A 12,405-nucleotide genomic window follows, 5' to 3' on the forward strand; every position below is an offset into this window, starting at 1 on the left:
TAACTCTTCCTTTCTAATAGAAAAACACAGTAGCCAGCCTGGGGCTACTGTGCCTTCATTTTACTGACTGATATTAGTCAAGTATGATTGTATCTGTATTTCCTTCTTCAGCAGCTTTCAAAAGTGCCTCAGTTGATTTTTTGAAGTTTTCAGAAGTAGTTGTTGCACCTGAAACTACTTCTACATCTGCACTTTGTGCTGCAAGAAGTTCTTCATCAAGTTTATCTGTAGCTTCTGCAGAAGATACACCTGATTTTTCTTTCATTGTTGCATTGTATTCAGCATTTTCTGATTTCAAATTACCATCTTTGTCCACGTAATCAGCAGTTGAAGCTGTAATTTTACCACCTTCGATAGTGATTTCGTGAACAAATTTCCAACCGCGTTCATCAAATCCTGACTCAGCTTTGTAAGTACCATCTTTCCAAGCTGATGCTGATGAAGATTCAGAAGTAGTTGTTTCTGCTGTTGATGATGCTGTTGTTGATTCTTCTTTAGCACCACATGCTACCAAAGTTACAGCAGCACCGAGAACTAACAAACTTTTCAACATCCATTTTGTGTTTTTCATGATAAAACTCCTTTGTTTTATGTTAATAACTATACTATAATGATATAACTTTTTCTTCTATCTGTCTAGTCTATATTGATAAAAAAATCACAAATTAGAAGTATTTTTTGAATACGTTTTCTATTAAGTCAAATAAGCATTTGTTTTCTGAAAATCCCAAGCGATTCGCAAAAGATTTGCTCTTTTTAATATAGGAATCAATGAGTTTCTCAGTTTCGTCAATTGCATTTGTTGTCATTATTTTATTTGCCAAATCAGCGAGAGCTTGTGGAGTAGGAGTTTGAATGTAGTCTACCAAGTTTGAGCGAATTGACTTATTTTCTCTCATTGCAAACAAGAGTGGAGCTGTATAAATACCATTTTGAAGATCCTGCAATTGAGGCTTACCAGATACTCTAACATCCAATTGGTAATCAATTAAATCATCTCGGATTTGGAATGCCATACCAAGGGCTTGACCAGTTCGAAATGCTAGTCCACTTTCTTTCTTCGACTGTCCTGGCACAAAAGCTCCCAATTGGCATGACAAACCAAAGAGAAATGCTGTCTTCCCTTGTATTTGTTTGAGATAGGCTTTCATAGTCATTTCTGTATCAAACTGATTCATTAATTGAGACAACTCTCCTCTTAAAATGGTTTCCATGAGTTTATCATTGCCTAAATTCATATCTTCCTGAGATAGATCTTGTAACCGTAACCCCTTGGCCAACAAACGGCCTGAATAGGCCAAAAGATAATCACCAGTATAGATTGCAATCCGATTTGAAAATTGCTGATGGACCGTGATAACTCCCCGTCTTTTATCTGCCCCATCGATCACGTCATCATGTATAAGGGTTGCTAGATGTAAAACTTCAAGATAAGCAGCAAAATACAACTTAGATTGATGAATTTGCCCTTCTTTCATCTGTGCAAAGAGCAGACAAAGGCCAGCACGCAAGTATTTACCAGGTGCCTCTACATACTCAACAATCTTTGTTTTTACTGCTGGATGCAGAACCATCATCTCTGATAAGATGATGGTTTTAACCTCTTCAAGCCCCCTTTTAATGTCTGGGTGGGCATCCCAAATTTGATGTACCACTTAACTGTTAAAATTTCCTTTATTTATTATCCTTGATGCTGTAAATATGCTTGGGCTTCCCATAAATGATCTTATCAAGGAAGCGACCTAACCATGGCATAATCCAATAATCTAATCCAAATGCTCTACCTGCACCATTCATTAATGAAATTGCTGCTGGGATAAACCAAATATTTACCCAGTAGAACATACCCGATAAGCTGAACATAACTACTAAAGCTACTGTTGCAGCAGATACAATCCATACAAATGCTCCTGCAATCAAGGCTAAACCAATTCCGATTTCTGCAATAGTCATGAATTTTTGCATAAAGAGCGCAACTTCTTGGTTCGGTATCATGAATTCCATAATTGACGCAAACCAGTCAGGCATTTTTTCTAAAACGGTCATCGGTGTTTCACCATAGGCGTAGCTCAATCCAAAAATTGGTTCTGCTACTTCCGCTGCGGTAGTAGCAGCTTGTGAAGCGTTTGAAACTGTCTCTGCTGCAGAAGCTCCAGAAACTGGATCAGCTAACCATGGGAATGGGAAGACAACTTGATCACCAAACCATGACGTTGTTCCAAATAGTCCAAACCCTTTTTTCACACCTTCATAGAGCCAAACTGATCCATAAAATAAACGCATCGGTACTGACCATAAAAGATTGCCCTTACCAGAAGTATGTCCACCAAAGATGTTCCGTTTATTTTTAATATCAAAGAACTCATGACGCACATAAGATCCCATGTAGAAGAAACTTCGGATAGTAAATAAGTATAGCAAGTTAACCATATGCTTCACTGCCATAGCAAAGAAACCAGACATATGGTATTTATCCATCAAGAAAGCAACACCATAGCGTGATCCGATAGATACCATAAAACCATCATACTTGCCTTTATAACTGTGCTTTTCTCCGCCGTTAATCGCTGCGATGATATTGCTTGCTGCAGTATGACCAGTTTGTTCAGCTGCTTGAACGATTTGAGGGGTCGGTTTTCCTTCTGATTCTTCAAAGTAAACCAAGTCACCAGCCACATAGACATTTTCTTTGCCTTTGGCTTCCATAAATTCATTGGCAATTAGGCGACCTGCACGTGCTTTTTCAATACCGAATTCACTAGCGTCAGAATTTGCTTGAACCCCTGCAGTCCAAATAGAAGTGTAGGTTGGAATTTGACGGCCAGAAGCCAATGTTAAGCTATCTTCTTGAACACTCGCAACACAATCACCAAGTACTAATTCAACGCCTTTTTTCTCAAGGTATTTACGAGCCTTGACTTGTTCTTTTTCAGTAACCATAGCCAAGATATTTGGCGTTGCTTCAACAACCTTGAGTGAGAATTCTTTCGGATCCAACTTGAACTCACGCGCCAAAATTGGTACCCAATCAATTAACTCACCGATCATCTCAATACCAGTAAAGCCAGCGCCGATAACTGTAAAGGTCAGAAGGGCACGTCGTTTTGTTTCATCATGTTCACGCATGGCACGGTTGCAAGCATCAATGATGTGGTTATGCAAACGCTCAGCTGCCTCAATAGACCATAAAGTGAAACCATGTTCCTTGACACCTTTGACACCAAAGTCATTAGCCTCACCACCCATAGAAAGTAGCAAATAATCAAATTCCAAGGTTTGGTGTTCAGCAACGACTTGTTTTTTGTCGTAGTCAATCTCTACAACCTTATCAGTAACCAACTGAACCTTTGGATATTTTTTGAAGATACGTTGTAGGTCATATTTGATTGCATTAGCTTCCACACGTCCTGCAGCTACTTCATGCAACTCTGTCATGTAAGTATGGAAAGAGTTTTTATCAATCAAGGTGACGCTTACATCTTCGTTTTTCTTAAGCGTTTTCCCTAATAGTCGAGCTGCTGCAATCCCTGCGTACCCAGCACCGACAATCACGATATTTTTCGTCACAATTAATCCTCCTTGTGAAAAAAGCAACAATTTATAACAAAATCATTATATCTTAATATCTTATACATTACAAGCGTTTTTCAATAATTAGTGGTATATCTGCATACTTGCATGGTAGCGAAAAAAAATGTAAGATAACTAGTAAGAAAATAACGCCAAGAAAGAATATTTCAAAAGTCAATGACGAATTCCAAACGTAAAACCTTAAATTTTATTACGATGTTAGCTGCACAAGCTGTCGTAATTTCGGTAGTTGAACGATTAACCCCCACACCTTTCTCTTTTGCCCCTGGCGCTAAACTAGGCCTTGGCAACCTCATCAGCTTGATTGCAATATTTACACTCCCTGCGAAAGATAGTGTAAAAGTGGTTTCGCTACGCTTACTTATTTCAACTTTTCTAGGTGGTACTTTCTCCACTTTTCTCTATAGTTTTGCCGGAGTGACTCTAAGCTATATTGTAATGTTATCTGCAAAACAACTCGGCCCTCGTCGGGTCAGTCCAATTGGCATTTCCATACTGGGCGGCATGATGCACAATGTCGGTCAATTGATTGTTTTTGCTACCATCGCTCGCTCTTTTTATGTATTGAACTATCTTCCGATACTCTCTTTTAGCGGAATACTTTCTGGTTTTCTGGTAGGATTGGCCGCCACTTACTTGCTTGAAAAAGTAGGTCCTCTTCGTTACTATCACCAAAAAATATTAGCTGAGTGGAAATAGCTTTCTTCATTTAATCTGAATGCAAAAACCTAATGCATATAGATTAGCCAATAGTATATATTCAACTGCTTGATAATCAGTTCCGATTAATATGATACAAAGTCAGCTCACAAAATGAGTTGACTTTTTTTGTTACCAAGTGGCCTATCATTATTATTTTAGCAGAATAATCGACAATCTATCGTCTGAATTTTCTGCATGTAACCTTTTACAAAACTGGTTTTCAACAGGTTATAAAATCCCTTAATTTTCTTGATAATTTCATAAACATTTTAATTCATTATTTCTTACCTTTTTCATCTATTTGTGCTACAATAGCTTCATATTTAATTATCAAAAGGGAATATCATGTCTTTTTTATCTATCAAACTAACTCCAGGTCAACGAATTATGTTTAGCTTTCTATTCGTGATTTTGGTCGGTTCCATCTTACTCAGCTTACCTATTTCGCAAGCTGATAGCTCCGTCGCCACTTATTGGGATCATCTTTTTACAGCAGTCTCCATGGTCTGCGTAACAGGTTTGTTTACTCAAGCTGTTTCTGAAACCTATTCCATATTCGGTCAGATTATCTGTATTCTTCTGATTCAGGTTGGTGGCCTCAGTCTTATTGGTTTCATTGGCTTGTTTGCTCTTCGTGGCGGTCGAAAGATAGATTTCATGAATATGGCTACGCTCCAAGAAGCCTTATCTCGTTCTGATACCAAGTACTTTCGTAGCTTTATCAAATCTGCTTTCGCTTTCACTTTGGCCATTGAATCTCTAGGTGCTCTCATTCTAACATTTCAGTTCGTTCCAGATTTTGGCTGGCAACAGGGAATATTCAATTCCATTTTTCTCGCTGTTTCTGCATTTTGTAATGCAGGATTTGATAATTTTGGTGCGACAAGTATTGTCCGTTATGTTGATAATCCATTAGTAAATCTCACTTTAGCTGCCTTAATTATTATGGGGGGACTAGGTTTTTCCGTCTGGTTTGATTTTCAAACACAAATTTTATCCAGAAGACACTTTAAAAAAAGATACTTTAAAAAATTACGTTTTCATACCAAGGTCGTTCTTGCTATTACAGCAATCATTTTATCTGCTGGTACACTACTAACACTTGTTACAGAGTGGAATAACCCTGATACTATTGGAAATCTCCCATTTTGGGAAAAATTACTTGTTAGTTTTTTCCAAACTGTTACCATGCGGACTGCTGGTTTTGCAAGTATTGACTTCACAAAAGCGGAACCAGTTACCCTACTTATCTATATTTTTCAAATGATGCTTGGCGGAGCTCCTGGAGGTACTGCCGGGGGGATCAAAATTACCGCCTTTCTCACTATAATTTTATATGCTCGTAGCGAAATTTTAGGATTGCCGAATACAAATTTCATGTCACACACGATAGATATTTTAACAATTCGTAAAGCATTTGCTACCTTCTCTGTCTTCTTAATGGTCTTCCTTGCTGGTCTCTTTGCGATCGCAGTGACCGATGCTGATAAACCACTTATTTTCTTAATGTTCGAAGTCATGTCTGCTCTCGCGACTGTTGGTGTTACTGCCAATTTAACTCCAACCTTGAGTATGGCTGGACAAGCTATTATCATTGCCCTCATGTTTTTTGGTCGTATTGGACCACTATCTATCTTAGCCAATCTTTCCATTCGAAAAATTTCGAAAAAAGAAGGATTAAAATATGCCAAATCATCTATGTTAGTTTAATAGGGGAAAAAAATGTCAACTTACACTATAGGAATTTTAGGTCTCGGCGTTTTCGGGACTACCATTGCCAAAACGTTATACAAATATGATTGTAACATCATCGCTGTCGATAACCATGAACAACAGATTAACCAACTCGAGTCTATCCTAACACGGGGCGTAGTGGGAGATATCACGGATAGATCACTGTTGCGTGCTGCAGGTATCCAAAACTGTGATGCTGTAGTCGTTGCTACAGGTAACAACCTAGAATCTAGCGTTCTTGCTGTAATGCACAGCAAAATGTTAGGTGTGCCTAAGGTCATTGCCAAAGTTAAAGGTACCACTGCAAAAGAAATCTTATTACGTATCGGTGCGGACAAGGTAATCTCACCAGAAAGAGAAACAGGTATCTCTCTTGCTAAACATTTAATTCACCGCAATACTACTAGTGTTTTTGAATTAGGTGGTAACGTTTCTATTGTTGAATTCAGACCACCCAAAAAATGGATTGGAAAAACATTGGCGGAATTGCAATTACGTCAAAACTACAAAATGAATATCATCGGCTACCGTTGTGGAGAAAATCAGGAATTAAACATTCAATTGACACCTGATTATGTTTTCAATGAAGATGAGCTGATTACAGCAGTTACAGACCACAATACCATTGACCACTTTGAAGATTTAACCGACTAAACCTAGCCCGCTAACCCAGCTTTATCGGAATGTTAGTGGGCTTATACTTTGCACCTTTTCAGGAGATTTTATGAATGATTTAACTAAAGGAAGACCAATCATTGTTATTTTGCGTTTCACTCTTCCTCTCTTAATCGGTTCTTTTTTTCAACTAGCTTATAATTTTGCCGATTCCATGATTGTCGGCCACACCCTGGGTGAGGAAGCTTTTGCCAGTGTAGGGACGGCCGGTAGCCTTATCTTTCTAATTGTAGGTTTTGCTCAAGGATTGACCAGTGGGCTAGCCATTGTTACCGCACAGCGTTTTGGGGCTAAGGATACTGTTGGCCTCCGCCACAGTTTTGTCCATGGGGTTTTCTATTCCATTCTTGTTAGTCTAGTATTAACTGTCCTTTCGCTCATTTTTCTACGACCTATTCTAGAATTGTTACAAACACCAGTAAATTTAATCGAGCATTCTTATGCATTTATGGTTGCTATATTTGGTGGAATGGTGTTTACCATTTTATATAACTATTTGTCCGCTGCAATTCGGAGTTTAGGTGATTCAACCACTCCACTTATAGCTCTCATACTGGCTTGTATCATCAATATTATTCTCGACTTTTTCTTTATTTTAAATGTTGGGTGGGGTGTATTTGGCGCTGGTTTTGCTACCGTTACCGCTCAAGCAGTTTCTGTCCTCTACCTTCTCTTTCATATTAAACGAAAAATTCCTCAGTTTCATCTTACAAAATCTGATTGGAAGTTAGATAAAGATAATTTGAAAAAGCATGCACAGGTTGGTTTCCCCATGGGATTTCAGGCAAGTATTATTGCAATTGGAGCTCTTACCCTTCAAGCAATGCTCAATCAGCTAGGAACTCAAGCCATTGCTGCTCAAGCCATTGCTAGTAAAACCGACCAGTTAGCTATGCTGCCTATGATTAATTTAGGTCTAGCAGTCTCCACTTTCACTGCTCAAAACTATGGTGCAAAAGAGTACAACAGGATTTTAGAAGGACTCAAACAAGCGCTTTGGATTGATATTGCCTGGTCGATTGTTTATGCAATACTACTGGTTATCTTCCATAGTTTCTTCTCTAGTTTGTTTTTGCCAGAGGCAAGTTCAGAAGTTCGCTCTCTCGCATTGAGCTACTTCATAATCAATGGCAGTTGTTATTGGATTTTGGCCATTCTCTTTATTATTCGTAGCTTCGTTCAAGGTTTAGGTAAAGGTTTCATTCCAACCTTAGCCGGATTTGGTGAACTTATCATGCGAGCAGGGGTGGCAATTATCGGGCTCCAATTATTCGGATTCTATGGAGTTGCCGCCGCCAACCCGGCAGCTTGGATAGGAAGTATTTTAGTTCTCATCCCAAGCACAATTATCCTCTCCCGCAAACTAAAAAAAGGAGAGACTGTTTAATCTAAAAAACGCATGACCTATGTCATGCGTTTTTAAAATAGCATTTTCGTAGAAATTGGATATGAAGGACATTCCAAAGCATAGCGTAGCTGATGGTAAAAAAAAAGACTAGAAAACCTAGTCTTTCACTTATTTTTTTAGTAATACAAATTTAGGAATTTGGATTATCTAAACTACGGCCATGCAAGCCTTTTTCACGTTGGACTTGACGAAGTTTCTCTGGCGTCACATCGTTGCCATCTTCATCAACCAGCTTAATCCCCTCAATATGATGACGGATTGCTCTACGGTATCCCTCGATATATTCTTCCCTGAGCTGAGCCTGTTCAACTTTTTCCTCTGGTGTCAAGGTACCAGCTTTTTTCTTTTTAGCCAATTCATTGATCCGATTGATTTTTGCTTGTTCCATCTTTTCCCCCCTACTTACTATTCAAGAGATTGAAAACTGCCACTACTGAAGCCTTATCTGCCAAGGCTTTTAAGAGGGCTAAGCGGTTGGCTTTTACGGCCACATCATCTGCCATGACCATGGTATTGTCGAAGAAGGCTGCGATGACTGGGCTCAATGCAAAGAGCTTGTCCAAGTTGCCTGCCATGTCTTCAGTCAATTCCAAGCCAGCCACTGCTGCAGCAAGAGTTTTCTCCTGCTCGTTTTCAAAAAGTGCCTCGTCAATCGCAGTCGCCTCCGCCTTTTCAGCCAAGTTGAAGACCCGTGATAAGTTTTCCACGGCTTGCTTGTAGTCAGCCTCTTTTGATTTTTGGAAAATTGCAGAGCTGGCTGCCAGTTGCAGTCTGACCACAAAGGTTGAGCTGGCAAGTACAGCCTCACGGATGTCTTTCGGAATCGCTTTATCCATCATCTTCTCTACACGGGCACGAATAAAGTCCATCACAGCTGACTGGTTGTCATAGGTCAAGCTGGCAAAGTTCAAGCTGTAGAGCTCCGCAATCAACTGATCCAATGGAATTTCCCAACCAAATGCTTCCAAGATCCGTACGATGCCTTGTGTTGCACGACGAAGAGCGTAAGGGTCGTTTGAACCAGACGGAATCAAGCCAACTGAGAAGAAGGATAGAAGGGTATCAAATTTGTCAGCAAGTGCCAAGACCGCACCGACCTTGCTCTCAGGCAATTCGCCTTCTGCTGAATTTGGCAAGTAGTGCTCACGGATTGCCGCTGCCACCGCAGGTTTTTCCCCTGCAAGAAGGGCATACTTCTCACCCATAATCCCTTGCAATTCATCAAACTCACCAACCATACCTGTCAAGAGGTCAAACTTGTAGATGTCTGACGCACGTGCCACATCCGCTTTTTCATCCGCAGACAAGCCAGCTAAGTCGGCCAGTTTTTCTGCGATAACTTTGGTACGTTCCATATGCTCGTAAAGTGAGCCGATTTTCTCATGGAAGGTCACGACTTTGAGGCGTTCTACCAAGTCGGCAATCTTGAGTTTTTGGTCCTCACGCCAGAAGAACTCACCATCTTCCAAACGGGCCACTAAGACTTTTTCATTTCCTTTGATAACATTGTCAAGGTGTTGGTCGTTACCATTCCGGACGGAGATGAAGTTTGGCAAGAGCTTGCCAGCCTTATCACGCACCACGAAGTAACGTTGGTGGTTTTTCATGGAAGTGACCAAAACTTCTTCTGGTACCTCCAAGTATTTGGTGTCAAAGGAGCCCATAAAGGCAGTTGGGAACTCAACCAGATTGAGAACTTCATTAAGTAGGCCTTCGTCGATCTCAACGGTCACATTGTGTTTGTCCTCGATAGCCTTGATTTGCTCGACGATCATATGTTGACGCTCTGCGGGGTCTGTAATGACAAACTGTGCACGCAAGTCTGCCTCGTAAGAATCTGCACTTGCAATCTCAGTTTCATTTCCAAGGAAACGATGACCACGGCTGATGCGAGCTGACGAAATGTCCAAGAAATTCATATCCAATGCTTCATCGTCCAAGAGAACGGTCAGGGTGTGGACAGGACGGATGTAGGCGAATTTGTTGGACGCCCAGTTCATGCTGACAGGAAAGGTCATAGCCTTCAAGACCTCTGGAATGCCCGCCAAAACTGCCTTTGCTGGCTGACCAGCTTCATGTTTGGTCACGTAGACATACTCTTCACCCTTAATCTCGCGGAATACGATGTCCGCTGTCGTCAAGCCTTTGCCACGGACAAAACCTTCTGCAGCCTTGGTGAAGTTTCCGTCTGCGTCCAAGGCAATCTTCTTAGCAGGCCCCTTGAAATCTTCCGTCAAGTCAGTCTGCTGGTCCGCCAAACCACGGACACGAACAGCCAAACGGCGTGGTGTTGAAAAGACATCGATGCTATCAAAAGCCAAACGGTTGTCTGTCAAAAAAGTCGCCATGCGGTCACGCAACTGGTGCATGGCTGGGGTTACGATATAGGCAGGAATCTCTTCCAAGCCAAGTTCAACAAGTAAATTCTTTGTCATTATTCTGCGTCCTCCTTCAACAATTCTGCTCGTGTTGCTTCGTCTAGAAGTGGGAAGCCTAGTTTCTTCCGCTCTGCCACAAAGGTTTTGGCAACGACACGAGCAAGGTTACGGATACGGGCAATGTAGCCAGCACGCTCAGTTACAGACACAGCTCCGCGGGCATCGAGCAGGTTAAAGGTGTGAGAACATTTGAGCACATAGTCAAAGGCTGGGTGAACCAAGCCTTCTTCCAAAGCCCGCTCTGCTTCTTTTTCAAACTTAGTGAAGTTTTCAAGGAGCATATCTTGGTCCGATACTTCAAAGGAGTATTTTGAATGCTCATATTCTGGCTGGATAAAGATTTCGCCATATTTAACGCCGTCTGCCCATTCGATGTCGTAAACGGAGTCAACTTCTTGGATATAGGATGCCAAACGTTCCAAACCATAAGTTACTTCGGCTGTGACTGGACCTGTCGCCAAACCACCAACCTGTTGGAAATAGGTAAACTGCGTGATTTCCATACCATCCAACCAAACTTCCCAGCCCAACCCAGCTGAACCTGTTGACGGGTTTTCCCAGTTGTCCTCAACGAAACGAATGTCGTGCTCCAAAGGATTGATGCCCAAACGCTTCAAAGACTCCAAGTAAAGTTCTTGAATATTAGAAGGAGATGGTTTCATAACCACTTGGAATTGGTGGTGCTGATAGAGACGGTTTGGGTTTTCCCCGTAACGACCATCCGCAGGACGACGACTTGGCTCAACATAAGCCGCATTCCATGGCTCAGGACCGATAGCACGCAAAAAAGTGTAGGGACTCATAGTACCAGCACCTTTCTCCGTATCATAAGCCTGCATGAGCAAGCACCCCTGCTCATTCCAAAATTGTTGTAAGGTCAGGATAATTTCCTGGAAAGTAAGTTTTTTTGACATATTTTTCCTTCTTTCTTTAAATCTAAGTCTTTTAGTTTACTTTTAGTACTAGGCAACGAGCTGCAGGCAGTACTGAGGTACGGCAAAGCGAGTTAACGACGTAATAAAAGATAAACTAAATGACGATGTTCTTGCGACGTGAGCCTTCCTAGCCGATACCGCTAGGAAAAGCGAACTAGTACAGCGTCTAGCTCAGTCGCCCTAGCGGATGAACGTGTAACAATTCGACTGAAAGGAGACTATGCCACTGACACTGTGGAAAGTAAGTTTTTTTGACATATTTTTCCTTTTTTCTATGAAGAGTTGCGCGACTTTTCACTCCTTAAAACGATATCTTTTTGAGTGAAATCAACTAGTGGATGTTCGTACTATTAGGTACCGTCTCCTCAAAAACAGCCTGCTCTGCTTTGTCCATGTAGGAACAGGTCATGGCTTCGAGGTCAATGACCCACTTGTAAATGCCTGCTTCTGCTGTTTATTGGCAGAAGGTAGGGAAATCTGTTTGCCCAGCCTGGTGATTGCGTAATATGGTCACAAACTGGTCCAGATTGACTCGGTCCGAAACAGGTATCGTCACTTGATAGCCTTGCTTTTCCAGAGTTTGACCTGCCTTCGAACAATAGACAACCTGGCCAGACTGGATATCCACAGTATTTTCCACCATTCCCCAATCCTTAAAATAGGGCAATCAGTTTGGGAAAATCAGGCCCAGTAAACTGTTCATAACCGCGATTGATATTTTCTAAGGTGAAAATTGGTCTCCTTTCTTTATAATAGCTGTCTTCCAACTTGAGATGAAAAACAAGAAATACTCGGTCGGCAGACAAAAAGAACCACATTCTTCTTCCCCTGTCAACTGACATAGGGGCGTTGAGAACGCGGTTCCACCCTAATTTATTACTTCATTTGTATATTTTTGATTAAGTCGGATAAGTTCACGACT

11 protein-coding genes and 1 pseudogene are annotated in these 12,405 nt (G+C 41.1%); 4 read left to right on the forward strand and 8 right to left on the reverse strand.

Going from position 1 to position 12,405, the window contains the following annotated elements:
• Positions 1-73: 73 nt before the first annotated feature.
• The 3 genes from ACPC57_RS01365 to ACPC57_RS01375 all read right to left on the reverse strand — a co-directional run bounded on the left by ACPC57_RS01365 (position 74) and on the right by ACPC57_RS01375 (position 3,567).
• Complete coding sequence (locus ACPC57_RS01365) at positions 74-571, reverse strand: FMN-binding protein (RefSeq protein ID WP_434066147.1); 498 nt, start codon at positions 569-571, stop codon at positions 74-76.
• Between the two features lie 94 nt (positions 572-665).
• Complete coding sequence (locus tag ACPC57_RS01370; RefSeq protein ID WP_434066148.1) at positions 666-1,655, reverse strand: polyprenyl synthetase family protein; 990 nt, start codon at positions 1,653-1,655, stop codon at positions 666-668.
• A gap of 19 nt (positions 1,656-1,674) precedes the next feature.
• Positions 1,675-3,567 (reverse strand): FAD-dependent oxidoreductase, encoded by a 1,893-nt coding sequence (locus ACPC57_RS01375; RefSeq protein WP_434066149.1) that lies wholly within the window; start codon positions 3,565-3,567, stop codon positions 1,675-1,677.
• Positions 3,568-3,747: 180 nt separating this feature from the next.
• Between ACPC57_RS01375 and ACPC57_RS01380 the strand changes: the two genes are divergently transcribed.
• The 4 genes from ACPC57_RS01380 (at position 3,748) to ACPC57_RS01395 (ending at position 8,089) form a co-directional block, all read left to right on the forward strand.
• Entirely contained in the window at positions 3,748-4,290 is a 543-nt protein-coding gene (locus tag ACPC57_RS01380) for a Gx transporter family protein (RefSeq protein WP_434066150.1), read from the forward strand.
• 348 nt (positions 4,291-4,638) lie between these two features.
• Positions 4,639-6,003 carry a TrkH family potassium uptake protein gene (locus ACPC57_RS01385; RefSeq protein ID WP_434066151.1) on the forward strand — a complete coding sequence of 455 codons (1,365 nt, stop codon included), beginning with the start codon at positions 4,639-4,641 and terminating at the stop codon, positions 6,001-6,003.
• A 12-nt stretch (positions 6,004-6,015) separates the two neighbouring features.
• Entirely contained in the window at positions 6,016-6,681 is a 666-nt protein-coding gene (locus tag ACPC57_RS01390) for a potassium channel family protein (protein ID WP_434066152.1), read from the forward strand.
• A gap of 70 nt (positions 6,682-6,751) precedes the next feature.
• A complete protein-coding gene (locus ACPC57_RS01395) occupies positions 6,752-8,089 on the forward strand; it encodes an MATE family efflux transporter (RefSeq protein WP_434066153.1) in 1,338 nt (445 codons plus the stop codon).
• Positions 8,090-8,240: 151 nt separating this feature from the next.
• Here ACPC57_RS01395 and ACPC57_RS01400 read toward each other — a convergent pair whose 3' ends face one another.
• From ACPC57_RS01400 to ACPC57_RS01420, 5 genes and pseudogenes are all read right to left on the reverse strand, one after another.
• Positions 8,241-8,498 (reverse strand): DUF896 family protein, encoded by a 258-nt coding sequence (locus ACPC57_RS01400; RefSeq protein ID WP_130555170.1) that lies wholly within the window; start codon positions 8,496-8,498, stop codon positions 8,241-8,243.
• Between the two features lie 10 nt (positions 8,499-8,508).
• Complete coding sequence (gene glyS / locus ACPC57_RS01405) at positions 8,509-10,545, reverse strand: glycine--tRNA ligase subunit beta (RefSeq protein WP_217374709.1); 2,037 nt, start codon at positions 10,543-10,545, stop codon at positions 8,509-8,511.
• On the reverse strand, positions 10,545-11,462 hold the full coding sequence (glyQ, locus tag ACPC57_RS01410; protein WP_105096502.1) for a glycine--tRNA ligase subunit alpha: 918 nt from the start codon (positions 11,460-11,462) through the stop codon (positions 10,545-10,547). Before glyQ ends, glyS begins: the two co-directional genes overlap by 1 nt.
• Before the next feature lie 352 nt (positions 11,463-11,814).
• Positions 11,815-12,126 (reverse strand): annotated as a pseudogene (locus tag ACPC57_RS01415) (DUF1398 family protein).
• 10 nt (positions 12,127-12,136) lie between these two features.
• Positions 12,137-12,301, reverse strand: a complete 165-nt coding sequence (locus tag ACPC57_RS01420; RefSeq protein WP_289649197.1) for a hypothetical protein — start codon at positions 12,299-12,301, stop codon at positions 12,137-12,139.
• Positions 12,302-12,405: the final 104 nt, after the last annotated feature.

Origin of the sequence: Streptococcus sp. VTCC 12886 (assembly GCF_049893425.1) — a bacterium.
Lineage (GTDB): Bacteria > Bacillota > Bacilli > Lactobacillales > Streptococcaceae > Streptococcus > Streptococcus suis_AA.